Source organism: Fulvimarina pelagi HTCC2506 (genome assembly GCF_000153705.1).
Classification (GTDB): Bacteria; Pseudomonadota; Alphaproteobacteria; order Rhizobiales; family Rhizobiaceae; genus Fulvimarina; species Fulvimarina pelagi.
The window spans coordinates 448,023-472,624 of record NZ_DS022272.1; the positions used below are offsets into that span (position 1 = coordinate 448,023).

The 24,602-nt window shown below is 61.1% G+C and carries 19 protein-coding genes and 2 rRNA genes (1 of these 21 only partly in view); 16 read left to right on the forward strand and 5 right to left on the reverse strand.

Annotation, left to right across the window (positions count from 1 at the left end; translation table 11 throughout):
• The 8 genes from FP2506_RS02080 to FP2506_RS02115 all read left to right on the forward strand — a co-directional run.
• A 23S ribosomal RNA gene (locus tag FP2506_RS02080) occupies positions 1–2,009 on the forward strand; it begins 1,319 nt to the left of the window's first position.
• A gap of 396 nt (positions 2,010–2,405) precedes the next feature.
• Positions 2,406–2,520: ribosomal RNA gene (gene rrf / locus FP2506_RS02085) — 5S ribosomal RNA — on the forward strand.
• A gap of 271 nt (positions 2,521–2,791) precedes the next feature.
• Complete coding sequence (gene cobW, locus FP2506_RS02090) at positions 2,792–3,880, forward strand: cobalamin biosynthesis protein CobW (RefSeq protein WP_007065712.1); 1,089 nt, start codon at positions 2,792–2,794, stop codon at positions 3,878–3,880.
• 12 nt (positions 3,881–3,892) lie between these two features.
• The gene (gene cobN, locus FP2506_RS02095) at positions 3,893–7,648 is read left to right on the forward strand and encodes a cobaltochelatase subunit CobN (RefSeq protein ID WP_007065713.1); all 3,756 of its coding nucleotides are present in this window, start codon (positions 3,893–3,895) and stop codon (positions 7,646–7,648) included.
• A complete protein-coding gene (locus tag FP2506_RS02100) occupies positions 7,641–8,492 on the forward strand; it encodes an MBL fold metallo-hydrolase (protein WP_007065714.1) in 852 nt (283 codons plus the stop codon). The genes cobN and FP2506_RS02100 overlap by 8 nt, the downstream gene beginning before the upstream one ends.
• A gap of 332 nt (positions 8,493–8,824) precedes the next feature.
• Complete coding sequence (locus FP2506_RS02105; protein WP_187289018.1) at positions 8,825–10,138, forward strand: sensor histidine kinase; 1,314 nt, start codon at positions 8,825–8,827, stop codon at positions 10,136–10,138.
• Positions 10,104–10,913, forward strand: coding sequence for a peptidoglycan-binding domain-containing protein (locus FP2506_RS02110; protein WP_007065717.1), 810 nt, complete (start codon positions 10,104–10,106; stop codon positions 10,911–10,913). Before FP2506_RS02105 ends, FP2506_RS02110 begins: the two co-directional genes overlap by 35 nt.
• Before the next feature lie 56 nt (positions 10,914–10,969).
• Positions 10,970–11,302 (forward strand): DUF1491 family protein, encoded by a 333-nt coding sequence (locus FP2506_RS02115; RefSeq protein ID WP_007065718.1) that lies wholly within the window; start codon positions 10,970–10,972, stop codon positions 11,300–11,302.
• 22 nt (positions 11,303–11,324) lie between these two features.
• On the opposite strand, the gene FP2506_RS02120 is transcribed toward FP2506_RS02115, so the two are convergent.
• A complete protein-coding gene (locus FP2506_RS02120) occupies positions 11,325–13,277 on the reverse strand; it encodes an acetoacetate--CoA ligase (protein ID WP_007065719.1) in 1,953 nt (650 codons plus the stop codon).
• A gap of 236 nt (positions 13,278–13,513) precedes the next feature.
• Here FP2506_RS02120 and FP2506_RS02125 point away from each other — a divergent pair, with 236 nt between their 5' ends.
• From FP2506_RS02125 to lhpI, 5 genes are all read left to right on the forward strand, one after another.
• Complete coding sequence (locus tag FP2506_RS02125; RefSeq protein ID WP_040488844.1) at positions 13,514–15,379, forward strand: AsmA family protein; 1,866 nt, start codon at positions 13,514–13,516, stop codon at positions 15,377–15,379.
• A 26-nt stretch (positions 15,380–15,405) separates the two neighbouring features.
• A complete protein-coding gene (locus tag FP2506_RS02130) occupies positions 15,406–16,503 on the forward strand; it encodes a hypothetical protein (protein ID WP_148227443.1) in 1,098 nt (365 codons plus the stop codon).
• Between the two features lie 153 nt (positions 16,504–16,656).
• Positions 16,657–17,403, forward strand: coding sequence for an urease accessory protein UreD (locus FP2506_RS02135; protein ID WP_007065722.1), 747 nt, complete (start codon positions 16,657–16,659; stop codon positions 17,401–17,403).
• Positions 17,404–17,431: 28 nt separating this feature from the next.
• On the forward strand, positions 17,432–17,734 hold the full coding sequence (locus FP2506_RS02140; protein ID WP_007065723.1) for an urease subunit gamma: 303 nt from the start codon (positions 17,432–17,434) through the stop codon (positions 17,732–17,734).
• Between the two features lie 28 nt (positions 17,735–17,762).
• Positions 17,763–18,701 (forward strand): bifunctional Delta(1)-pyrroline-2-carboxylate/Delta(1)-piperideine-2-carboxylate reductase, encoded by a 939-nt coding sequence (gene lhpI / locus FP2506_RS02145; RefSeq protein WP_040489308.1) that lies wholly within the window; start codon positions 17,763–17,765, stop codon positions 18,699–18,701.
• A gap of 26 nt (positions 18,702–18,727) precedes the next feature.
• On the opposite strand, the gene fabI is transcribed toward lhpI, so the two are convergent.
• From fabI to fabA, 3 genes are all read right to left on the reverse strand, one after another.
• A complete protein-coding gene (gene fabI, locus FP2506_RS02150) occupies positions 18,728–19,570 on the reverse strand; it encodes an enoyl-ACP reductase FabI (protein WP_007065725.1) in 843 nt (280 codons plus the stop codon).
• 84 nt (positions 19,571–19,654) lie between these two features.
• A complete protein-coding gene (fabB, locus tag FP2506_RS02155; RefSeq protein ID WP_007065726.1) occupies positions 19,655–20,869 on the reverse strand; it encodes a beta-ketoacyl-ACP synthase I in 1,215 nt (404 codons plus the stop codon).
• 49 nt (positions 20,870–20,918) lie between these two features.
• On the reverse strand, positions 20,919–21,446 hold the full coding sequence (gene fabA, locus FP2506_RS02160) for a 3-hydroxyacyl-[acyl-carrier-protein] dehydratase FabA (RefSeq protein ID WP_007065727.1): 528 nt from the start codon (positions 21,444–21,446) through the stop codon (positions 20,919–20,921).
• Between the two features lie 96 nt (positions 21,447–21,542).
• On the opposite strand from fabA, the gene FP2506_RS02165 reads away from it, so the two are divergent.
• Positions 21,543–22,022, forward strand: coding sequence for a hypothetical protein (locus FP2506_RS02165; protein ID WP_148227444.1), 480 nt, complete (start codon positions 21,543–21,545; stop codon positions 22,020–22,022).
• Positions 22,023–22,159: 137 nt separating this feature from the next.
• Positions 22,160–22,591: an iron response transcriptional regulator IrrA gene (irrA, locus tag FP2506_RS02170; RefSeq protein ID WP_040488846.1), complete on the forward strand. Its 432-nt coding sequence runs from the start codon at positions 22,160–22,162 to the stop codon at positions 22,589–22,591.
• Positions 22,592–22,814: 223 nt separating this feature from the next.
• Here irrA and FP2506_RS02175 read toward each other — a convergent pair whose 3' ends face one another.
• Positions 22,815–23,396: an SH3 domain-containing protein gene (locus FP2506_RS02175; protein ID WP_148227445.1), complete on the reverse strand. Its 582-nt coding sequence runs from the start codon at positions 23,394–23,396 to the stop codon at positions 22,815–22,817.
• Between the two features lie 156 nt (positions 23,397–23,552).
• On the opposite strand from FP2506_RS02175, the gene FP2506_RS02180 reads away from it, so the two are divergent.
• On the forward strand, positions 23,553–24,554 hold the full coding sequence (locus FP2506_RS02180) for a 2-hydroxyacid dehydrogenase (RefSeq protein ID WP_007065731.1): 1,002 nt from the start codon (positions 23,553–23,555) through the stop codon (positions 24,552–24,554).
• Positions 24,555–24,602: the final 48 nt, after the last annotated feature.

Genomic DNA, 24,602 nt, shown 5'->3' on the forward strand with positions numbered 1-24,602 from the left:
GGATGACGTGTGGCTAGGGGTGAAAGGCCAATCAAACTCGGAAATAGCTGGTTCTCCGCGAAATCTATTTAGGTAGAGCGTCGGATGAAGACCCTCGGGGGTAGAGCACTGGATGGGCTATGGGGACTCACCGTCTTACTGATCCTAACCAAACTCCGAATACCGAGGAGTCCTATCCGGCAGACAGACGGCGGGTGCTAACGTCCGTCGTCGAGAGGGCAACAACCCTGACCTCCAGCTAAGGTCCCCAAGTCATGGCTAAGTGGGAAAGGATGTGAAGATCCCAAAACAACCAGGATGTTGGCTTAGAAGCAGCCATCATTTAAAGAAAGCGTAACAGCTCACTGGTCTAAACAAGGGTCTTTGCGCCGAAAATGTACCGGGGCTGAAGCCATGCACCGAAGCTGAGGACTTGTCTTATGGCAAGTGGTAGCGGAGCGTTCCATAAGCCTGTGAAGCGGTATCCGTGAGGAGCCGTGGAGGTATTGGAAGTGCGAATGCTGACATGAGTAACGATAAAGGGAGTGAGAGACTCCCTCGCCGAAAATCCAAGGGTTCCTGCTTAAAGTTAATCTGAGCAGGGTTAGCCGGCCCCTAAGCCGAGGCCGAAAGGCGTAGGCGATGGGAACCACGTTTAATATTCGTGGGCCTGATGGAAAGTGACGGATCGCGTGTATCGTAATCTCTTATTGGATTGAGGTTGCGGTGAAGCGGTTCCAGGAAAGAGCTCCATCTTATAGACCGTACCCGAAACCGACACAGGTGGATTGGTAGAGAATACCCAGGCGCTTGAGAGAACTGTGCTGAAGGAACTCGGCAAATTGCACGCGTAACTTCGGAAGAAGCGTGACCTCCATTTACGCAAGTAGGTGGGGGTGGCACAGACCAGGGGGTAGCGACTGTTTATCAAAAACACAGGGCTCTGCGAAGTCGCATAAGACGACGTATAGGGTCTGACGCCTGCCCGGTGCTGGAAGGTTAAGAGGAGAGGTTCACGCCTTGAATCGAAGCCCCAGTAAACGGCGGCCGTAACTATAACGGTCCTAAGGTAGCGAAATTCCTTGTCGGGTAAGTTCCGACCTGCACGAATGGCGTAACGACTTCCCCGCTGTCTCCAGCACAGACTCAGTGAAATTGAATTCCCCGTGAAGATGCGGGGTTCCTGCGGTCAGACGGAAAGACCCCGTGCACCTTTACTATAGCTTTACACTGGCATTCGTGTCGGCACGTGTAGGATAGGTGGTAGGCTTTGAAGCGTGGACGCCAGTTTGCGTGGAGCCATCCTTGAAATACCACCCTTGCCGTCATGGATGTCTAACCGCGGTCCGTCATCCGGATCCGGGACAGTGTATGGTGGGTAGTTTGACTGGGGCGGTCGCCTCCTAAAGCGTAACGGAGGCGCGCGATGGTGGGCTCAGAGCGGTCGGAAATCGCTCGTCGAGTGCAATGGCATAAGCCCGCCTGACTGCGAGACAGACAAGTCGAGCAGAGACGAAAGTCGGTCATAGTGATCCGGTGGTCCCCGAGTGGAAGGGCCATCGCTCAACGGATAAAAGGTACGCCGGGGATAACAGGCTGATGACCCCCAAGAGTCCATATCGACGGGGTTGTTTGGCACCTCGATGTCGGCTCATCGCATCCTGGGGCTGGAGCAGGTCCCAAGGGTTTGGCTGTTCGCCAATTAAAGCGGTACGTGAGCTGGGTTCAGAACGTCGTGAGACAGTTCGGTCCCTATCTGCCGTGGGTGTCGGAGCATTGACAGGATCTGTCCCTAGTACGAGAGGACCGGGATGGACGGATCTCTGGTGGACCTGTTGTGGCGCCAGCCGCATTGCAGGGTAGCTATATCCGGTCGGGATAACCGCTGAAGGCATCTAAGCGGGAAACCCACCTGAAAACGAGTGCTCCCTATCAGGGCCGTGGTAGACCACCACGTCGATAGGCCGGGTGTGGAAGCAGGGCAACCTGTGAAGCTTACCGGTACTAATCGCCCGAACGAACTTGATCGTTCCCATTCGCCCATGATCATCGAAACCGGTTCGGCCGAAAGGCCGAAGGCGAACCATGTGTTCGCCAGGTTGAAATGCCCGAGCCCTCTTGGGGCGAGGGCCGAGCCAGATCAAAGGCAATCAACATTCTTCTTGGCGCTCGCGCCAGATCGCTCTCGCGATCGGCTGCGCGGGCGCGGCGCAAAAGCGCCGGCGGGCAGTCGCCCGACGCCAGCCTTCGGGGAGATCCTTCGCGGAGATCTCCACGGGACTTCACCGCGATCTCGCGCGAGCCACCACCACCGCTCGAACGAGCGCCGGCCGGTCAGGCCGCGCACGCGCAGGCGGCTTGCGATAGCAAGCCTGCCGTGAGCGACAACAAACTCCCAGCTTCTCGCCCTGCTTGGTATTTGCCGACCTGGTGGTCATAGCGGTGCGCCCCCACCCGATCCCATTCCGAACTCGGCCGTGAAACGCACCAGCGCCCATGATACTTCGTCTCAAGACGCGGGAAAGTCGGTCGCCGCCAGGTCCGCAAATCCCAAGCAAAACAAAACCCTTCTTCTCAGAAAAACACACACACACAGCACACCCAAAAACCCCGCTCCAACACCGGGGCATTTTTGCGTTTATGTCAGGGATTGCCGGACGGGTGACCCGAGATGGATCACGAACAGACGCCGTTCACTGCGCCTTTCCCTTCGACCCCCTCGACCTCACACGGTATATGCGCGACATAGGCGCAAAGATGCTTTGTCCTTTGCGGTAAAGCCGAACCGAACCGTTCGAGAGGCACGCGATCCATGTCGAAGATTCCCGCCACCGTCATCACCGGCTTCCTGGGCGCGGGCAAGACGACCCTGATCCGCAACATGTTGCAGGATGCGGGCGGTCGGAAGATCGCCCTCATCATCAACGAATTCGGCGATCTCGGTGTCGACGGCAATATCCTCACCGGGTGCGGCATCGAGACCTGCACCGAGGACGACGTCGTCGAACTGACCAATGGCTGCATCTGCTGCACCGTCGCCGACGATTTCATCCCGACCATGACAAGGCTTCTTGCCCGTGAGGACAAGCCCGATCACATCGTCATCGAGACCAGCGGGCTCGCGCTGCCGCAGCCATTGGTGGCCGCGTTCAACTGGCCGGAGGTGAAGACGAACGTCACGGTCGACGGCGTCGTGACCGTGGTGGATGCTGCCGCCGTCGCCGACGGGCGCTTCGCCGACGACGAGGCGAAGGTGGCCGCCCTGCGCGCGGCGGACGAGAGCCTCGACCATGACAATCCGCTTGAGGAGCTTTTCGAAGATCAACTGCGCGCGGCCGACCTCGTCGTTCTCAACAAGGCCGATCTGATCGACCGCGAGGTGCTGGAAAAGGTGCGCTCCGAGATCGCCGGCAAGACCGAGCGGACGGTGCGCACGGTAGCGAGCGAACACGGCAAGCTGCCGACCGACGTGCTTCTCGGCATCGAGGCCGGGACCGAGAATCTGATCCTGGACCGCAAAGCCCATCATGAGATGGAGCACGAGAGCGGCGAGTCGCACGAGCACGACCACGACGAGTTCGAAAGCTTCGTCGTCGATGCCGGCTCCCTCGCCGATCGCGACGGCTTCGAAGCGGCGTTGCCCGGGCTGATCGCACGGCACGACATCCTGCGCCTGAAGGGCTTTGCCGATGTGCCCGGCAAGAAGATGCGGCTCGTGATCCAGGCCGTCGGCAAGCGGCTCGAAACCTATTTCGACCGACCGTGGAAGGCGGACGAGACCCGGGAGACGCGCCTCGTGGTTATCGGGCTGCATCATGATCTCGATGCGGCGGCGCGCGACGAGATCACGAACGAATTGAATGCGATCGTCTCGGGAGAGGCGCGCCAGGCCGCGGAATAAGCGGCTCGAAACATGCATCTTCTTCTCGCCCAGAAAGGAACGATCGACGACAGTGGTGAGGCGGTCGATCTCGGGCAGTCGCCAGCCGATGTCGTCGTCATGACGGCGGCCGATACCGAAATTGCGAGTCTCGCCGGCGCCGCGCGCCGGCTTGGCGGCGAGGCGCCCTCGCTCAGGCTCGCGAACTTCCTGCGGCTCAAGCATCCTATATCGGTCGACGCCTACATCGAGCGGACGGCGCGGCATGCGAAGCTGATCGTCGTGCGGCTGCTCGGCGGGCGCACCTACTGGCCCTACGGGCTCGATGCGCTCCATGCCGCTGCGAAGAAATTCGGCGCGCAGCTCTGCGTGCTCCCGGGCGACGACAAGCCGGATGCTGGTCTCGACGACTACGACACACTCGATCCGGCGACACGAGCGCAGCTTTGGCGCTATCTCATCGAGGGTGGTGCGGAAAACGCCGACAGTTTCCTGCGCGCCTGCAATGCGGTTCTCGACGGATCGGAGATGCCGGAGGATGCACGGCCGCTGCTGAAGGCGGGGCGACTGGACTTGGCGCAGGACGAGCATCATCAAGACAGACCCCACGCCGCCATCGTCTTCTACCGCGCCCTCGTCCAGAGCGCGCAGACTCAGGCCATCGAGGCCTTGGCACGGGCGATGAACGAAGCCGGGCTCGAAACGCAGGTGATCTTCATCTCCAGCCTCAAGGACCCGGTTTCAATCGAGACCGTACGCGGTCTTTTCGAGAAGGACCCACCTGACGTCGTCGTGAACCTCACCGGCTTCGCGGTCTCTTCGCCCGGTGGCGAACGCGTGCCGACCGTATTGGAAGAGAGCGGCGCCTTCGTCCTGCAGGCGGTGCTGGCGAGCGGCGATGCCGAGGCGTGGGAGGCGTCGAGCCAGGGGCTTTCAGCGCGCGATCTTGCGATGAGCGTTGCCCTGCCGGAGGTCGATGGCCGGGTGCTCTCCCGAGCTGTCGCCTTCAAGACCGCCGGCGAATGGGACCAGCTCACCGAGACGGATATCGTCGCCCATAAGCCGGTGGCGGATCGGGTGGAATTCGTCGCCAAACTCGCCGCGCGATGGGCGCGACTGCGCGGCAAGGCGAATGGCGACAAGCGGATCGCGTTGATTCTCGCAAACTATCCGAACCGCGACGGACGCCTCGGCAACGGCGTCGGGCTCGATACGCCGGCCGGCACGATCGAAGTGATGCGCGCGATGGGGAAGATGGGCTTTTCGGTGGGCGACATCCCGACCGACGGCAATGCGCTGATCGAACACCTCTTGGCCGGGCCGACGAATGCCGGGATGGCTGCGCGCGAAATTCGCGAAACGCTATCATTGGCGGATTATCGCGCGTTCTTCGAAACGCTCCCCGAACTCGTCCGTACGCAGGTGATCGAGCGTTGGGGTGCTCCGGAGGCCGATCCTTTCGTTCTGGGTCACGAGACCGAGACCGTCTTCGCCCTGCCGATCGCGCGCTTCGGCGAAACCCTGATCGGCATCCAGCCGGCCCGCGGCTACAATATCGATCCGAAGGAGACCTACCACTCGCCGGATCTCGCGCCACCACACAATTATCTCGCCTTCTACGCCTATCTGCGGACGAAGGTCGATGCGGACGCGGTGGTGCACATGGGCAAGCACGGCAATCTCGAATGGCTGCCGGGAAAGGCGCTGGCGCTATCGAAAACCTGTTTTCCGGAAGCCGTGTTCGGCCCGATGCCGCATCTCTACCCGTTCATCGTCAACGATCCGGGCGAGGGGACGCAGGCCAAGCGGCGCACGAGCGCGGTGATCGTCGATCACCTGACGCCGCCGCTCACCCGCGCCGAGACCTATGGGGACCTGAAGGATCTCGAAGCGCTCGTCGACGAATATTACGAAGCCTCGGGCGCCGATCCGCGCCGGCTGGCGCTGCTGAAGCCCCGTATTCTCGATCTCGTGCGCGATATCGGCCTCGATCAGGACGCCGGGATCGGCGCAGACGAAACTGACGAGACGGCGCTCGAAAAGCTCGACGCCTATCTCTGCGATCTGAAGGAAATGCAGATCCGCGACGGGCTCCACATCTTCGGCAAGGCGCCGGAGGGCCGTCTTCTCACCGATCTCACCGTTGCGCTGGCGCGGCTGCCGCGCGGTCACGAGGCGGCGGATGGATCGCTCCATCGGGCGATCGCGGCGGACTTGCTGGGGCGGACGGACTTCGATCCGCTGGATTGCGACATGTCGCGGCCATGGGAGGGGCATCGTCCACAGCAACTTCAGACGATTTCCACCGATCCGTGGCGGACGAATGGCGACACGGTCGAGCGAATCGAACTCCTTGCAGCACAGCTGGTTGCGGGTGAGGCGAGCCCGGACGGGATGCAGCAGACGGCGGTAATTCTCGGCGCGATCCACAACCAACTGATGCCATCGGTAGAGGCGTGCGGCCGTGCCGAGATCGACGGCCTGCTAACCGGGCTTTCCGGCCGCTTCGTCGCGCCGGGTCCATCAGGTGCGCCGACGCGAGGGCGTCCAGATGTGCTGCCTACGGGGCGTAACTTCTTCTCGGTCGATACACGCGCCGTGCCCACCGAGGCGGCTTTCGAGCTCGGGCGGAAATCGGCGGAGCTGCTCGTCACGCGACACATGCAGGACCATGGCGATCATCCCGAGAGCATTGGTCTCACCGCCTGGGGCACGTCGAACATGCGCACGGGCGGCGACGACATCGCTCAGGCGCTCGCGTTGATCGGCGTGACACCTGAATGGGACCGTGCCTCGCGCCGGGTGACCGGCTTTCGCGTGCTGACACTGGCTGAACTCGGCCGCCCGCGTGTCGACGTCACCCTTCGCATCTCCGGTTTCTTCCGCGATGCCTTTCCGGATCAGATCGCCCTTTTCGATCGCGCCGTGCGCGCCGTCGCGGCGCTCGACGAGGACGAAGAAGACAACCCCATCGCGGCGAGGATCGCGGCCGAGACGAAGGAGCTCATCGCATCAGGAGCTACCGAGGACGAGGCGGCGAAGCGGGCCGGTTTTCGGGTCTACGGCTCCAAGCCCGGCGCCTACGGAGCGGGCCTTCAGGCGCTGATCGACGAGAAGGGCTGGGACTCGGCCGCCGATCTTGCCGAGAGCTACCTCACCTGGGGCGGGTATGCCTATGGCCGCGATGCGGACGGCGCGCTGGAGCGGGAAGGCTTCGAGAAGCGCCTCGCCGGCATCGACGCGGTGGTCCAGAACCAGGACAACCGCGAGCACGATCTCCTCGATTCCGACGACTATTACCAGTTCGAAGGCGGGATGACGGCCGCCGCCGAGCATCTTTCCGGTTCACGTCCCGCGGTCTATCACAACGATCACTCCCGGCCCGAACGCCCCGTCATCCGCGCCCTTGATGAGGAGATCGGCCGGGTGGTGCGCGCCCGCGTCGTCAATCCGAAATGGATCGCCGGCGTCATGCGGCACGGCTACAAGGGCGCCTTCGAGATGACGGCGACGGTCGACTATATGTTCGCCTTTGCCGCGACAACCGGCGCGGTGAAAGATCACCATTTCGACGCCGTCTACCGCGCCTTCGTTCTCGATCCGGAAGTGCGGGCCTTCATGGAAGAGAACAACCGCAAGGCGTTTGAGGAGATGGCGGATCGGCTGGCCGAGGCGATCGAACGGGGGCTCTGGACGCCGCGGAGCAATTCGGCGCGGGCCGAACTCGGCGAGATCGTGCGGCGGCGGGACGAGACCGCGCCTTCGAAACACGAGAGCGCCGGTGTCTGAACGCCCGGCGATCGAACTCCCTGAGGGCGTTCTCCGGGTGACGGCGGACAATTCAGGCCCAATGACCTTTCGCGGCACCAACACCTATGTTGTCGGATACGGCGATACCTGCTGCGTGATCGATCCCGGTCCGGAAGATGCCTTTCACCTCGAAGCGATTGTGGAGGCCGTCGGCGCGCGGCAGGTGGAAGCGGTCATGCTCACCCATCGCCATCGCGATCACAGCGGGCTCGTGAGAAAGGCAAAGGAGCGCTTCGGAGCGCCGCTTTTCGCGGCGCCGTCTCCCGCCGTCGCCTACCAGGCCTCCGTCGATTTTGCAGCGCTCGAATCAGACCGCTCGCTCATCGACGGCGGGTCTCTGCAGATTGCCGGCCACCGTATCGAAGTGGTCGCAACGCCTGGGCACACCTCCGATCATCTGGCGTTCGCGCTGCCCGAGCACGGCGTCCTTTTCACCGGCGATCACGTGATGGGCTGGTCGACTACGGTCGTGATCCCGCCTGACGGCTCGATGCGGCGGTATCGGGAATCGCTGAAGAAGTTGGTCCCACGAGACGAGCGACTCTACCTCCCCGGCCATGGCGACCCCATCGAACGACCGGAACGGCTGGTCCGCAATTTTCTTCATCATCGCCGGCAACGCGAGGAAATGATTCTGTTGAGCCTGCAGGAAGCACCCGTGACCATCACCGGCCTCGTCGAGCGCCATTATCCCGCCGTCGAGGGAGCCCTTGCGGTCGCTGCCGGCTATTCCGTGAAAGCTCACCTTGTCGAACTATTCGAGCGCGGGACGCTCGCTGGGCCCGATCCCCTCGTCAGCGACGGGCCGTTCGAACTTGCCTGAGCGCGTCGCGGTGACCCGAGCGGATTTTTCTCCATCGGTCGGCTAAGTCCCGGCACGGTTTATGCCTTCCTTAAAAACTCTGCGGCATTCTCGGCTTCGAACTTCTCCTCGAAGTGAAGCGGCCCGGTCCGATTCATCGGCCTGTTTCACGAATGGCATGAAGAGTTTTGCGTATGGTGTTCTTAGCGAGCGAGGCAGCGACTGGATCGGGCTCCGGTTCCAGGTCGAGGGAAGGGCACGCATACCAGCCTTTCTCAAGCGCGCCGGCCCGCGGATCGCTCTTAGGTTTCAAGCGCTCCCATCTCACAGGCGGCCTTCTGAGCGGCGCGTTGGTGGCATCCGTCGCAACCCCGGTCATGGCTGCGGCGGACATGAGCGGCGCGATCGTCGCCATGCCGCTGTTCTTGGCCGGTATCGCTGTCGCAGCGGCGTCGCTCTTAGGTGGATCCAACGTAACCGATGGAACCGAAGCGACCAGCATTAAGCTATCCGCGGCGCATCCGACCGCCGACGCGGCCCTGCCGCTCGCCGATCTCTTTGGGGCTGCGGCTTATGTCGTCTCCTCCGCCGGCTGCATCATGAAGGGCAACCGGGCGGGCGAGGTTCTTTCAGACGAGATCGGGACACATGCGGGTCCACCCGTTCTATTCGATCTTCTGGACTCTGCGAGCCGGGCGACTGCAATGGCCGCGCTTCGCGAACATACGTCCCACCCCGTGACCGTGCGCTTGAAAAACGACGAAACCCGCCTTCTTCACGTCCTGACGCTCGATGGTGAGACGAACGTGCTGACGGTCCTGAGACCGGTCGCCGGGGACGCGAAAGGCGCAAACCAGCTAGCCGAACCAGAACCGGGCCGTCTTTCCGAAGCGATGCTCGCGACCGTCAGCCACGAGTTGCGTACGCCGCTCAACGCCATCATTGGGTTTTCCGGCATCTTGGAGAACGAGCTTTTCGGTGCGCTGAATTCCGACAAGCAGCGCGAATATGTCGGCCTGATACAGAGTTCGGGTCGCCATCTTCTTTCCGTCGTCAACGATATTCTCGATGTCTCGAAGATCGAGGCCGGCGCATACCAACTCCATTGCGAGCACTTCTTGCTCGACGAGGTGGTCGAGGAGGCGAGCGCAATGGTTCGCTGCCAAGCCGACCAGAAGGGCGTTTCAATCGAAATCGCATGCCCGCCTGGCGGAACAACAATCCACGGCGACCGGCGGGCGCTCAATCACATGCTGGTCAATTTGCTCGCCAATGCCGTGAAGTTTACGGATGCCGGCACCGTCACGCTCTCCTGGGAACGCGCCGGGCGCGACCTCAGGCTGAATGTCGCGGATACCGGCATCGGCATCCCGGCCGACCAGATCGGCAAGCTCGGCAAGCCTTTCGTGCAGGCCTCCTGCGGCATGTCCCGCCGTTACGAAGGCACAGGCCTCGGCCTCGCCTATGTGCGGGGCATGTGCGAACTGCACGGCGGCGCAATGACCATTGAGAGTACGGAAGGCGAAGGAACGCGGGTAATGCTCGACATGCCGCTCGTGCCGCGCCAGGCAACCACAATAGAAGACAAGAACATCGTAGCGTTGAACCATGCCCGTCATTCGAAGAACACCGGTGTCACAGATACCCCTCAACGCCGCACGGCCTGACGACATGGGCCGGCTCTCGGGGCGGGTCATGAGCGGTCTCGTCGCAGGATTTCTCAAGGGGTGGAAGGCCTTGCGAACACACCCAGGCGTTTCGCTGGGAACGGCCGCGTTCGCGCTTTTCTTCATCTGGGTCTCCGGCAATGCTCTCTTTGCACAGTCAGAGCACCATCAGTCGCCGCTGATCGCAACGCGTGGAATGCCGCAGCCGAGCCTCAACACCGTGGAGGCGACCAAGGCCGATCCGTTGCTCGCCGAACTACAACAGGCCCTCGCCGAAACGGGGCATTACACGCGGGCGATCGACGGCCGGTTTGGACCCGGTACACGAGCGGCGATCGAGCGTTTCCAACACGAAAATGGACTTTCGGTGGATGGGCGTCCGTCAACGGCACTTCTGCGGCAGGTAAAGGTAATCGGTGCTTATGCAGCTCCGCGACCCTCGTCGAAACCGGTCGAGTGGACCGATGCCGAGGAGTACGAAATCGCCGAAACAGAAGACGGGCGCAGCAGCCGGGTGATTCAGAACGTCGATCAAGTCTCTTCAATCATCGAACTCGAGCGCGCCGAAGCCATGAGCGAGGATGAACTCGTTCGGAAGATACAGACGGGCCTCACCGCTATTAATCTAGCAACACTTGAAGCGGACGGTATTCCAGGCGCCCGGACCAAGGCGGCGATCCGCGAATTCGAAGAGGTCGAAGGGCTCGACATCACGGGCGAGCCTAATCTCGATCTCCTGGAACGTCTCGTGCGGGTTGGTGCCTTCTCCGGCTGAAAGAAAGCTGACGCCTCCCTCTGGTCTCGCTCTTGTTCGCCGGGTAGAGCGGCGGCATGCGGATCACCAGCGAACTCTTCGTCTCTCAGCTCATGCGGCGCGTCTTCAACGATGGTGGATTCGCTGCGGTAGAGCGAAAGGGCGCAGAGTCCGCCGGTGCGATCTATATCGTCACACGCGATCGGCTCGGTCAGGTCACGCTCTATGCCCCGGCCTTTCAGAGCCTCGTCGAGGAGAGTGGCACACGCGCCTTCGTGCGCGAGGCCCAGACGGAAGAGGTCGAGTTTAGAGCTCGTTTCGAGCGCGAGGCCCGTTTCGATCCGGACTTCTGGCTCGTCGAAATCGAGACGAGCGAGCCGGAGAAATACCTCGAGATTTTAGAGGCGTGATACCCGGCTCCGAGTATGCCGGTCAGGTCGATAGTTCCGGGCGACCTTTAAATTCCTCTAGCGCCTGAGGGTTGGCGAGCGCCTCGATGTTCTTGACCTCGCGGCCCTCGACGACTTCCCGCACCGCCAGTTCGACGATTTTGCCGGATTTGGTTCGTGGGATGTCCTCGACCTTCAGGATCTTCGCCGGCACATGGCGAGGAGAAGCGCCATTCTTCACAGCCTTCTGGATGCGTGCGATGAGTTCGTCGCTCAGTTCGACGCCCTCGGCCGTCCGCACGAAGAGGACGACGCGCTGATCTCCGTCCCACGCCTGGCCGATGCAGATGGCTTCATCGATCTCGTTGAACTGTTCGACGATGTTGTAGATTTCCGCCGTGCCGATCCGCACACCTTGCGGGTTCAGGGTCGCGTCCGATCGGCCATGGATGATGATTCCGTCGTTCTCGGTCCATTCGGCGAAGTCGCCATGGGCCCAGATATCCTCGAACTGCGAGAAATAGGCGTTATGATAACGCTCGCCGGTCTCGTCGCCGAAGAAGTAGATCGGCATTGACGGGAAAGATTTGGTGCAAACGAGTTCGCCCTTCTCGCCGCGAACCGGCTTGCCGTCGAGATTCCAGACATCGACCGCCATACCGAGGCCGGGGCCCTGGATCTCGCCTTCGTGGACCGGCAGCCAAGGCACGCCGAGCACGAAACAGGAGACGATGTCCGTGCCGCCGGAGATCGACGCGAGATGGACGTCCGGCTTGATGCCCTCGTAGACGAAGTCGAAGCCTTCCGGCGAAAGCGGCGAGCCGGTGGACGTCATCATCCGCATCGCGGACAGATCGTGCGTCTCTTTCGGTTTCAGCCCGGCATTGCGCACCGCGTCGATGAACTTGGCGCTGGTGCCGAGGAAGGTGAACTTCTCCTCGGCCGCGTAGTCGAAGACGACATTGCCGTCCGGATAGAAAGGCGAGCCATCGTAAAGCATCAGCGTCGCGCCGTTGGCGAGGGCAGAGACCAGCCAGTTCCACATCATCCAGCCGCAGGTGGTGAAGTAGAAGACCCGGTCGCCGTCGCCAATCCCGCAATGAAGCTGGTGCTCCTTGCGATGCTGCAGCAGGGTGCCGCCGGCCGAGTGGACGATGCACTTGGGAACGCCCGTCGTGCCGGAAGAGAACATAATGTAGAGCGGCGCGTCGAACGGCATCGGCTCGAAGGCGATCTCGTCGGCCTCGAAAGCCGAGAGGAAGGACTCCAGCGTGGTGCCGTTCACGGCCAAGCGGGCGACTTCATCCTCGTTCCCGACATAGGGCACCACTATGGTCGCCGTCGGCTCCAAAGCCTTCGTGATAGGCCCGAGCTTCTCGGCGACGTCAATGGTCTTACCGTTGTAGAAATAGCCGTCGCAGACGAAGAGCAGCTTCGGCTCGATCTGGCCGAAACGATCGAGCACGCCGCGTTCGCCGAAATCAGGCGAGCAGGATGAGAAGACCGCGCCGATCGATGCCGTTGCCAGCATCACGGCCACGGTTTCAGGCATGTTTGGAAGCATTGCGGCGACCCGGTCGCCCTTGGTCACGCCGGCCGCTCGCATCGCTTGGGCGAGAAGCGAGACCAGCGAATGAAGTTCCTCCCAGGAGAGCCGGCGCTTTACCTTGTCCTCGCCGCGAAAGACGATCGCGTCCTGACCGCCTCGCTTGGCGAGGAGATTCTCCGCGAAATTCAGTCGGGCCTCGGGGAAAAACCGGTCCTTTCGCATCGAGTCGGTCTCGTCGAGAACGGTGCCACCCTTCTCGCCGATCGTCCCGGAGAAGTCCCAGACAAGGTCCCAGAAGGCAGATCGCTCCTCGACGGAGAATGCATGCAAGGCGTTGTAATCATGAAACATGCGGCCGGCGATCGTCGCTGCCCGCTCGGCGAACTGCGTCATCGGGTGATGCTTCAGTCCATCCTCCGTCGGTTCCCAGAGGCGCTTTCCGCTCATAACAGTCCCCGTTCCGTCCGATTTCGACTGGTCTGTGCGGCCATGTTCATGCCACGAGGCTATCGCAAGACCGATGGTAGGCACACTGCGCTGCTGAACGCCGCCGACCTTTGGTGGTCCTCGTTGTAGCGGCGGCGCAGCGAAAGAAAATGGGTGCCGAGAGAACGCGCCGTCCCCGACCCTCCCTGTAAATGGGCCGGGGCGATGGGCCAAGAGCCAGGAGACGCATCTGCCGAATGCCCTTTAAGCGAACACTGATTTGGGGCATTTGCGCATCGCTCGTGCTGATCGTCATCGTCACGGTCATGCCGGGCTTCGTTTTGGCATCCGATGGCGCGCGCAGCGAACTCGTCGCAAAGATGGAGGCGCTTACTGGGACCCCGGTCGAAATCTCCGGGCCAATAAGCTTTTCCGTTCTGCCGCGGACGCGCCTTGTTGCGGACCGCATCTCGATCGGCTCGGGTGTCGACATCACGATCGATCGGATCGTTGCCGATTTCGATCCCGTCGATGCCCTGTTCGGGCGCGCCACGATCGCTCGGATCGTCCTGGTTCGTCCAGAACATCAACCCGAAATCATCGTAGCAGAGGGCGAAGCCGACGAGATCGGAACAACCGTATTGACGGTCGCATCCGACATCAGCGCGAGCGTTGAACGGGACCGGAATGCTGCTCAGATGATCGCCGGACTGGAAGACCTCGCGCGCCGCGCGATCGATCGTCTCGACCAACTGCAAATCCTGGAGATCCGAAACGGCGTCTGGCGCCCCGGCTTGGACGAGGCCGGGCCGACCGGGATTAGCAATGCCAATCTGACGATAACGCGCAGTTCCAGTCAGAGCGCCTTCCGGATGACGGGCGGGTTCACATGGAACGGCCAACCGGCCGATATCGACATGCGAGTCGATTCAACCGCGAACCTTCGCAATGGCGGAACGAGCAATGTCTCTCTTTCCTTCTCCTCACCACCGCTGACCCTCGATTTCGAGGGCATCATGGACTTCGGCACGCTTCCGCGATTGGTGGGGCGATTTGAGGGACGAGGCGATTCCTTCGCAACGACTGCCGCATGGCTCGCGAATTCCGATTATCGGATACCGCAGCTGGGACCTGTCAGCCTGAACGGCGACCTGACGCTTGCCGGACGCACGCTCGAAGTCACGAACGCCGAATTGCGTTTGGCGCAGAGTTCGGGCGTAGGCGCCCTCGAATACGATCTCGACGCTGACCGTCTGGACGGCACGCTGGCTTTCGAAACGCTCGACCTCACGCCGGTCGCTGAGGCGATCGTGCCGATGCCGGCCGGCCCGTTCGGTTTTGCAAGGCCGATCGAGGCCGAGTTCGCGCGGTCGGCGCACCTTGCCCTCAGAGTTTCGGCGAACCAGGCCAGGTTCGGATCTCTCGACTTCTCGGACGTCGCAGCCGTCGTCACGGTTGCAGACGGCGACGTCTCGCTTGAACTCGGCGATGCCGGTCTCTACGGCGGCCGTGCTTTTGGTCGAATCGCGCTGTCGGATAAGTCCTCGCCGTGGATCAGCGGCGAGTTGAGCGGATTTGGGGTCGATCTCGCGAACCTCTCTTCCACGTTCGGCGGCGCGAGGCTCAGACTGTCCGGGTCAGGCGAATTTCATGCAAGCCTGTCGACACCGGCCACGGACTGGCGGACCATCACGCGCAGCGCGAAGACCAGCGTATCGCTGACCGCAGGCAACGGAACGCTCAGTGGCTTCGATCCGGCAGTCTTTTCCGAACCGGGTACGAGTTTGCTTTATACGGGTCTCACGGGCGGTTCGCTTCCGTTCGAGACATTGAAGGCCGAACTCGGTACGTACGGACCAGAGCTCGCCATTGAATCGTGGTCGATGAACAATGCGAACTATCGTCTCGAAGCGCGAGGCGACGCCGCTCTCAGCAGCGGGCAACTGGCCCTTGAAGGTATCTCGGAGTCACTTTCTCAAACGGCTTCGGCGGGCCAGTCCCAGGAAGAGTTCATTCAGCCGAAACCAATTCCCTTTACCGTCGAGGGAACTTGGCCCGATCCACGTGTCGTGACCGGAACGTCAGAGCGTTCTAGAAGCGGAGACAACCCCATCGAGCCGTAATTCGTCGAGGGACGCTTCGCTTCGTAATGGCTCGTATGATCCCCGTCGTCCTGCTCGCACTTGTCGCTACAGTCTCCTCTGCCTCGGTCGAGGCTGTCGAGTTTTCGCCCGAAAGATGCGCGGAAATTCTCTACGAGGAGCTACAGGGCAAGCCGGCCGAGGCGTTTGCGGCTATCAAGCCGTTGCGCGATGTTGCCAAGGGCGGTGACGAAAGGCTGCCGGGACAATTCATCATCGATCCTCCGAGCGAACGACGCCAAGGCAATGCACGCGATGCAATCCGCATCGCCGCCGATCTCGCAAAGGGGCAGGGGCGCCCGTCTTGGGTCTCCAGCGCCAACAGTCGCTGGATCATCGACCGGCTGGTTACCGACCTTTCCGACTTCATGGGACAGGACCTCTCTCCATATCTCTGTGGAGGCGTGGAGAGCTATGTCGTCACACTTCGCGGTTACCTGGACCAGGTCTCGACGGGCAGCGGCCGTTCCCTTGAAGAAATCAAGGAAGCGCAGATCGAGCGGACTCGTGGGACTATCGAAGCAGCTCACACCGTCATGCGGCCGGTGCCAACACCACGCTACGCGCCCGATCTGCGCCCAATCGCCGTCATCGAAGTACCATCGGAACGCTACCACGGCTTTGCTCTGCGTCGCGGTCGGGACGATATCCGTTTGGTACTTCCAGCGGCGCAGAATGCCCGATCGACCGTGTACGGCCCGAGAATCGATCCTGACTTGCCGTTGAAGCAAAAGGTTGAACGGGCGCTGGATAGCGATGAAGCGCGCTTCAAGGCGATCGACGACCTCCTTGCAGCGGCCGTAGCAGGTGGTTTCGTCAATGAGGTCTCGGCAATAAAGCGGGCTTCGAACGCAACAGAGCCGTTCATGCCACCGGTGCTGGCGAAGCTCGCCGAGGCAAATCAGATACTCACGGACGACGAGGTGCGGATCAGCGATGCGCTGACGCGCGGTCGTCTCGCCGCCGCGCTCTCCGATATCGAGATTCTCGACTACGTCGCGCGAGCGGCCGATGAGGAAGCGGATCCGCTGGTCGCACAGATCGAGGCGACATTCGACGCAATTCTGGAAGCCCGGCGCGCAGCTCTTATCGAAGCCGGCGGCTAAGAGCGCAGGAAGTGCTCTCGCTTTCCTTACTCTGCGTGGTATCGGGCAAACGAACCCGATGCCGATCAGGAGCGCTCCGACATCGCCTCAGCCCCCTCAGCGAACACTGCCTTTCAGCGCGCCGAGGGTTCCGCGCGGATTCAACTCGGCTGCGTGGATAGCCGAACACGGCTTCGCACGCTACACCAGTCGGGCTGTCTGAAATTCCGCTTTCCACGTCATGCCGACGGGCGTGCGGAGGCCATTGCGATCAACACTTCGGGCGGGCTGACAGGCGGCGATCGCCTGTCATATGGCGTCGATCTCGGGACGAATGCTTCGGCGACGTTGACGACCCAAGCCTGTGAACGGATCTACAGGGCGCATTCGGGTGATGCCTCACTCGAAACAACTCTGCGAATCGGTTCCCACGCCTCGCTCAACTATCTTCCGCAGGAGACGATCCTCTTCAACGGCGGCCGCCTGAAGCGGTCTCTGGAGGTAAACGCCGAAGACACGTCGCGCTTCCTGCTTCTCGAACCCGTTATTCTTGGCCGCGAAATGATGGGAGAGCGCGTCGAGGTAGGGCTCTTGCGCGATCGTTGGCGCGTAAGGATCGCTGGCCGGTTGGTCTTCGCCGACGATCTCGCCCTTGATGGTCGGATGGCCGATCTCGCTGCAGCGAGAGCCGGCCTGGGCGGTATGCGAGCCTTCGCGACGATTTTGATGAAGGCCGAGACGACCGAGGCGCAACTCGAGACTGTGCGAGTGATCTTGGGCGAGTCGGGTGGGGCGAGCCTGATAGCCGGGCTTCTCGTCATTCGCCTTGCCGAAAAAAGCGGCTTTGCGCTCAGAAAACAGCTTCTTCCATTGCTTGAAACGCTAGGCGAAGCTCCTTTGCCGCTTGTATGGTCTCTGTGAGTTATTCGAAGGACAGGAAGCCTCTACGATGCAACTGACTCCGCGCGAAAAGGACAAGCTGCTCGTTGCCATGGCGGCGCTGGTTGCGCGCAAGCGTCTCGAACGCGGCGTGAAGCTCAACTATCCGGAGGCCGTTGCGCTGATCACCGATTTTGTCGTCGAGGGTGCTCGGGACGGTCGCACCGTCGCCGATCTGATGGAGTCCGGCGCCCATGTTCTGACCCGCGGTCAGGTGATGGACGGCATTGCCGAGATGATCCACGACGTCCAGGTGGAAGCGACTTTCCCGGACGGAACGAAGCTCGTCACAGTGCATGAGCCAATCCGGTGAACGATCGGACGACACGAAGGACGATGCCATGAAGATCTTATCCCGCGAGGAGACGATCGACGCGCTGCCTTTCAGAGAGCTCGTGGCGGCGATCGATGCGGGTTTTCGCGAAGAGGTTACATCGCCGCTTCGACATCACCATTCACTTCACAATGCGGACCGAAGCGACGACACACTTTTGCTCATGCCCGCCTGGCAGACGTCTGGGTGGGGTGGGATCAAGCTGGTAAACGTTCATCCAGGAAACAGCGAACTCAGTATCCCCGCGGTCTCGTCCACCTACGTGCTGTTCGATCGTAAGACCGGCCAGCATCGCCTGATCCTCGATGGCGGCGAGCTTACCGCTCGGCGGACCGCAGCCGCCTCTGCCCTTGCAGCGAAACGCCTTGCGCGTCCAAAAGCCTCGCGGCTGCTTGTTGTCGGCGCGGGACGCGTTGGCTCGAACATTCCGGAGGCCTATCGCGCCGTTCTGCCTATTGAAGAAATTGAAGTCTGGAACAGGACGCAGGGGAGTGCGGAGCGTTTGGCGAGAAGCTTGAGCGACGCTGGCTTATCGGCGCGCGCGGTTGTCGATCTTCAAGAATCGGTCTCTCGCGCGGACGTCATTTCTTGTGCGACGCTGGCAACCGAGCCGTTCCTCGAAGGAAAGTGGCTGAGGCCAGGCCAGCATGTCGATTTGATCGGCAGCTTCACGCCGGGCATGCGCGAGGCCGACGACGATGTGCTGCGGCGGTCCACGATCTACATCGACACCGAGCATGCCAAGGTCGAAAGCGGGGAAATCAGGACGCCGCTCGAAGCCGGCGTAATATCAGAAAGTGATATCGCGGGAATGCTCGTCGAACTCTGCCGGACGGATGTCTATCCGCGCCTTTCCGACGAGGAGATCACGCTCTTCAAGGGCGTCGGGACGGCGATCGAAGACCTCAGCGCGGCGATTCTTGCCTATGAACGTGTCGGCGGCTGAGGCCGGCCCGACGCGCGGACACAAGCTCAATCCTCGTCGCCAGTCGTGCCTTCGACAATTTCCTCACGCCGTTCCTGCTTCTTCAGCTCTTCGAGATCCGGCATCGACATGATGTTGTAACCGGCGTCGACATAGTGGATTTCGCCGGTGACGCCGTTAGCAAGGTGCGAGTTGAGATAGAGCGCCGCGCCGCCGACCTGATCTATCGTCGTGTTCCTGCGCAGCGGCGAGTTCCGACGCTGATAGTTGAACATCAGCCGCGCATCGGAGACACCAGCACCTGCAAGTGTTCGAACGGGACCGGCCGAAATGGCGTTCACTCGGATGTTACGTGGGCCGTAATCAGCCGCGAGATAACGAACCGAAGCCTCCAACGCGGCTTTCGCTACACCCATGACATTGTAGTTCGGCATGACACGCGTCGAGCCGCCGTAGGTCATGGTGATCATCGATCCGCCATTGTTCATGAGGTCGGCAGCTCGTCGCGCGATCTCGGTGAAGGAAAAGCAGGAGATCACCATCGTCCGCGTGAAGTTTTCTCGCGAGGTGTCGGCGTACAGACCCTTGAGCTCGTTCCGGTCCGAGAAGGCGATCGCGTGTATGAGGAAATCGATCTCTCCCCATTCGCTCTTAAGATCATCGAATACCTTGTCGACCGTCGCCAAATCTTCGACGTCGCAAGGCAGAATGAGCTTCGATCCGATTTTATCGGCTAGCGGCTTCACTCGCCGCCCGAACGCTTCGCCCTGATAGGTGAGGGCGATTTCGGCTCCTTCGCCAGCCAGCGCCTTCGCCGCTCCCCATGCGATGGAGTTGTGATTGGCGACGCCCATTACGAGCCCGCGCTTTCCCTTCATCAAGTCTGCCATGGTTTTCCCTCATGACCGAGTCCGCAAGTCATGCGGTACGATCGTAATGTCTGCGTCGAAATCCGGGCGGCACTAAGCAAACCGTCATTCGGCGCGTTGAAAGACCAGGCACGCGTTGGTGCCGCCAAAGCCGAACGAATTCGACATGATCCGGTCGAGTTTCACACCGTCCTGCCGCTCAAAGGCGATCGGGAACCCTTCGAATTCGGGATCAAGTTCGCCGATGTGTGCGCTTTGGGCGATGAAGTTCTCCTTCATCATGATCAGCGAGTAGATCGCCTCATGAACGCCAGTTGCACCCTGGCTATGTCCAGTGAGTGCCTTTGTGGCTGAAACCGTTGGGATTGACTCGCCGAAGACCTCGCGAATTGCGCGGACCTCTGATTTGTCGCCGACCGGCGTCGCCGTCGCATGCGGATTGATGTAGTCGATCGGACCGTCCAGCCCCTGCATTGCCATCTTCATGCAGCGAACCGCACCTTCACCGGAAGGCGCGACCATGTCGGCGCCGTCCGAGGTAAGACCATAGCCGACAATCTCGCCGAGGATGTTGGCACCCCGCGCTTTTGCGCGTTCGTATTCCTCAAGAACCAAAACGCCGGCGCCTCCCGCTATGACGAAGCCGTCGCGGTTCTTGTCGTAAGGTTTGGAAGCATGCGCCGGATCGTCGTTGAAGTCTGAGGAAAGGGCACCCATCGCATCGAAAAGATTCGACAGCGACCAATGCAAGTCCTCGCAGCCGCCTGCGAACATCGCGTCCTGCTTGCCGTAGGCGATCATTTCGTATGCATTGCCGATGCAGTGGCTTGAGGTCGAGCAAGCAGAAGAGATCGAATAGTTGACGCCCTTGATCTTGAACCAGGTCGCGAGCGTCGCCGAGGCGGTCGAGGACATCGCCTTCGGGACTGCCGTCGGACCAATTCTCTTCGGTCCTTTATCGCGGGTCGTATCAGCCGCATTCATGATGGTCACGGTGGATGGGCCACCCGAACCCATGACGATACCGGTACGTTCGTTCGAGATGTCCTTTTCATCGAAGCCGGCAGCTTCGATTGCCTGGTTCATCGCGACGTGATTCCACGCCGTGCCGCCACCATGAAACCGAAGCGCACGCCGGTCGAGCACGTCCTCCGGGTTGAGTTTTGGCTTGCCATGGACATGGCTGCGGAAGCCAAGCTCCGCGTATTCCTCGGCGAAGACGATACCTGATTTCGCTTCGCGAAGTGATTGGGTGACTTCGGCGACGTCGTCGCCGATCGACGATACGATTCCCATTCCGGTTACGACGACGCGTCTCATGATCCGCACCCCTGTTTGAAGCTTTGCTCGCTACCTCTTTCGCGGCGGCTCAGGCCGAAGCCGCTGCGGCCTGCTCATCCGTGAAAAGACCGACGCGCATATCGCTCGAGCGGTAGATCACCTCGCCATCGGCTTTCATCCAGCCATTCGCGATGCCGAGCTTGAGCTTGGAACGCATCACTCGTCGAAATTCGACGCCGTATTCGATGAGCTCGACCTTCGGCGTGACCTGTCCGGTAAACTTCACTTCGCCGACGCCGAGCGCGCGGCCGCGACCGGGTTCGCCCAGCCATCCAAGGAAGAAGCCGGTCAACTGCCAGAGGGCGTCGAGGCCGAGACAGCCAGGCATCACCGGATCACCCTGAAAATGGCACTGGAAAAACCAAAGATCGGGCTTCACGTCGAGTTCGGCGTAGATCGCGCCTTTGCCGTGCTCGCCACCGTCCTCGCTGACATTCGTGATGCGATCGAACATCAACATCGGCGGAAGCGGAAGCTGCGCATTGCCCGAGCCGAAAAGCTCGCCGCGGCCACAGGCGATAAGATCGTCGTAGTCGAAGGATGTCTTGCGCGTCATGAACGTTTGGTTTCCGCCTTCTCCGCCGCTTTTCCGCGGACGATTTTGATTTGTCTCGGCCTTACCATGGGAACCCGATTGTGGGAAACAATGGAGATGATCCGATTTCGATCCAAAACGCCGCTTGGATTGCGAGCATTTGGGCGCCTATTCGCTGGCTTCTGTGCGCTCACGATGGTCTTTGCCGCGCCGCCGGCCGGAGCGCAGATTTGGCGCAACAGCGGGACGACGTCGGGCTACTATGTCGATGACCGCCCGAACGGAATCTTCCTGCGCTGCGCGGGACCGAGCCTTACCGTGAACTTCACTGGCTACGATGCGGAGCTGCCGACAGGTGCCAGCTATCGTGTCGGGATTTCCGTAGATGGCATCGCACGCCTGTTCAGGACACGCTCATACGAGGTTCGTGGGCGTTCGATCCTCGTCCATCAAGATACGCTCGCAAATCTGCGGCCGCTGATTGAAGATCTGAGACTGGGCAAGGTAGCCGAGGTCACAACGCCGGCCGGCCGCTATAACGTTCCCCTTACGGGTTCGGGCGCGGCGCTCGGGGCCCTCTTGGAGCGTTGTGGCTGATCGCTCGTTCGTATCCGTTTGTCAGGCTACGAGGGATTTGTGATCTCGTTTTGCTTGTATTATGTAGAGGGTGCACAGGCCTTACCGATACGCCAAGACCTGTGTGAACACCGAAATCGGGCAGGCAGATAATTACCATGCAAACTCCGGCGCGTAGCCAGTCATTCTGTGTCTTTTCGAAGCTGCGATCCGTCGGCCTTCGCCCGACACGTCAGCGCGTCGCTCTTTGCAACCTGATGTTCGGACGCGGCGACCGTCACTTGTCGGCGGAAGATCTCCATGCCGAGGCTCAGGACGCGGGCGAATCGGTCTCGTTGGCGACCGTCTACAACACATTGCATCAGTTCACGGATGCCGGGCTCGTGCGTCCCCTCTCGGCAGAGGGTCAGAGGACTTACTTCGACACCAACGCTTCCGATCACCACCATTTCTTTATCGAGGACGACGGCGAAATGGTCGACATCCCGGCCGGTGCTCTCGATCTCGGCCAGCTTCCTGAGCCGCCGGAAGGCATGGAGATCGTGAATGTCGACATCGTTGTGCGCCTGCGCCGCAAACCGACGGCTTGAGCTGACCCACGACACTGAATTCTGATTTGGTTTCGGCACGTGCCGAAAAGTCAGTGCGTTTTCGTATCGATAATTCGGACGGCCGAGCAGAATTCCGTTCTGGTGTAATCCGATAAATGCAGCTTCGGTCGATCGCGTGGACTGAGGTTCATCCGTGTGACCGCGCGTACTAGAGGATCTGAAAGTCGTCGGTGGTCGAATCCTGCCGCCCGACTCTCGGCCGTCAATTCTCGATCGGCTCGTCCGGGTACACACCCCAGATTTCGTTCTGCTCCACGAAGCCGACACGCTCCGACACGGCAATCTCACACCAGCCGGCATTGCATTTTTCGACTTTCGAAACGACGCCTGGCTCCATTCTGACGATTAGCGGCGCGTCTTTCGCTGGGCTCATATGGACATCGACCAGCGCGTCCTTTCCCCGAAGCCAAGGCGCGGCGATTGCCGTACGCTCGCCCGACAGCAGCGAGTGATAGACCCATCCTTCCGTTCCGTCGGCGTCGCGTATCTTGCGCCAATGGTCGAATTCCTGGATGATTTCTACCGGGAGCCCTGACTTCAGATAGAGCCAGTTGACCTTGTGCTCGCGGCCGGGTCCGTTCCGGAGGTTCACGCGGCTCGATTTCAAGCTGACATAACGGGGTAGCGGCAGTTTCGAATAGCGTCCGACTTCGACAGCCGCGGACGGCAAGGGCATCGTTGTCAGCGAGACGACGAAGACGCTGCCGGCGAGAAGCAGACGTGAAGCTGCCTGCACGGCACTGCGGGCTGAGTGGATCGTCGACTTGATGAGCGTGCGCGGCATGAGCCCCTCGATCTGCAATGCGTTCTACCGACCTCAGCGTCCAACCTGCCGCGTGAAACCTTTTGTTTTCGCGGTCGCGACTTGTTAGGACGGTGGCGTGAGCGGTTGGAAACGATCATCGCCCCGTTCGGTTAATGATTGCTTGAGGTGGGTTCGATGTCGGAGCGCCAGAAACCGCTCGTCGTGATCACGCGCAAACTCCCCGCTCCGGTGGAATTGCGCATGGCCGAGTTGTTCGACGTCAGAACGAATGTCGACGACCGGCCAATGTCGCACCTCGATCTCGTTGCCGCAGTCCGCGAAGCCGATGTTCTGGTGCCGACTATCACCGATAGGATCGACCGCAACATCATCGAAAAGGCCGGCGAGAAGCTCAAGCTGATCGCCAATTTCGGCAACGGCATCGACAATATCGACATCTCCGCCGCGCACGAGAGAAGCATCTACGTCACCAATACGCCGACGGTGCTCAACGAGGATACCGCCGACATGACGATGGCGCTCATCCTTGCGGTGCCGCGACGGCTGGTAGAGGGAGCAAACCTTCTTCAGGCGCCGGAACCCTGGGCCGGATGGTCTCCGACCTGGATGCTCGGGCGACGTATCTGGGGCAAGAAACTCGGTATCGTCGGGATGGGCCGGATCGGGACTGCGGTTGCAAGGCGCGCGAAGGCGTTCGGCCTCGAAATCCATTATCACAACCGGCGACGGGTCAATCTGCAGACTGAGAAGGAACTCGGCGCTACCTACTGGGAAAGCCTGGATCAGATGCTGGCTCGCGCCGACATCATCTCGGTGAACTGCCCGTCGACACCCGCAACCTTCCACCTTTTGTCGGCCCGTCGACTGGCGCTCATCCAGCCGAATGCTTTTATCGTCAACACGGCACGCGGCGACGTCATCGACGAGAAGGCGCTGGTCGATCTGATCGAAGCAGGAAAACTGGCCGGGGCCGGCCTCGACGTCTTCGAGACGATGCCTTCGTCGAATCGCAAGCTGATGAAGCTTGCCGCGTCCGGAAAGGTCGTACTCCTACCACATATGGGCTCGTCTACATTGGAGGGCCGGATCGACATGGGGGAGAAGGTGATTATCAATGTGCGGACACTGATGGACGGGCACCGTCCACCAGATCGGATCCTCCCGGACCGAACCTGACCGAGGGCGGCAATTGTCGATTTTGGGCTAGAGGATCAGCACTTGCCC

Excerpts from the sequence above, each read along its gene's own strand:
- fabB (WP_007065726.1), bottom strand. The coding sequence starts at position 20,869 with ATGAGACGCGTCGTCGTAACCGGAATGGGAATCGTATCGTCGATCGGC.
- FP2506_RS02175 (WP_148227445.1), bottom strand. The coding sequence starts at position 23,396 with ATGCCGCGCACGCTCATCAAGTCGACGATCCACTCAGCCCGCAGTGCC.
- FP2506_RS02115 (WP_007065718.1), top strand. The coding sequence starts at position 10,970 with ATGCGGATCACCAGCGAACTCTTCGTCTCTCAGCTCATGCGGCGCGTC.
- cobN (WP_007065713.1), top strand. The coding sequence starts at position 3,893 with ATGCATCTTCTTCTCGCCCAGAAAGGAACGATCGACGACAGTGGTGAG.
- cobW (WP_007065712.1), top strand. The coding sequence starts at position 2,792 with ATGTCGAAGATTCCCGCCACCGTCATCACCGGCTTCCTGGGCGCGGGC.
- FP2506_RS02130 (WP_148227443.1), top strand. The coding sequence starts at position 15,406 with ATGGCTCGTATGATCCCCGTCGTCCTGCTCGCACTTGTCGCTACAGTC.
- FP2506_RS02140 (WP_007065723.1), top strand. The coding sequence starts at position 17,432 with ATGCAACTGACTCCGCGCGAAAAGGACAAGCTGCTCGTTGCCATGGCG.
- FP2506_RS02125 (WP_040488844.1), top strand. The coding sequence starts at position 13,514 with ATGCCCTTTAAGCGAACACTGATTTGGGGCATTTGCGCATCGCTCGTG.
- FP2506_RS02180 (WP_007065731.1), top strand. The coding sequence starts at position 23,553 with ATGTCGGAGCGCCAGAAACCGCTCGTCGTGATCACGCGCAAACTCCCC.
- irrA (WP_040488846.1), top strand. The coding sequence starts at position 22,160 with ATGCAAACTCCGGCGCGTAGCCAGTCATTCTGTGTCTTTTCGAAGCTG.
- lhpI (WP_040489308.1), top strand. The coding sequence starts at position 17,763 with ATGAAGATCTTATCCCGCGAGGAGACGATCGACGCGCTGCCTTTCAGA.
- FP2506_RS02165 (WP_148227444.1), top strand. The coding sequence starts at position 21,543 with ATGATCCGATTTCGATCCAAAACGCCGCTTGGATTGCGAGCATTTGGG.
- fabI (WP_007065725.1), bottom strand. The coding sequence starts at position 19,570 with ATGGCAGACTTGATGAAGGGAAAGCGCGGGCTCGTAATGGGCGTCGCC.
- FP2506_RS02120 (WP_007065719.1), bottom strand. The coding sequence starts at position 13,277 with ATGAGCGGAAAGCGCCTCTGGGAACCGACGGAGGATGGACTGAAGCAT.
- fabA (WP_007065727.1), bottom strand. The coding sequence starts at position 21,446 with ATGACGCGCAAGACATCCTTCGACTACGACGATCTTATCGCCTGTGGC.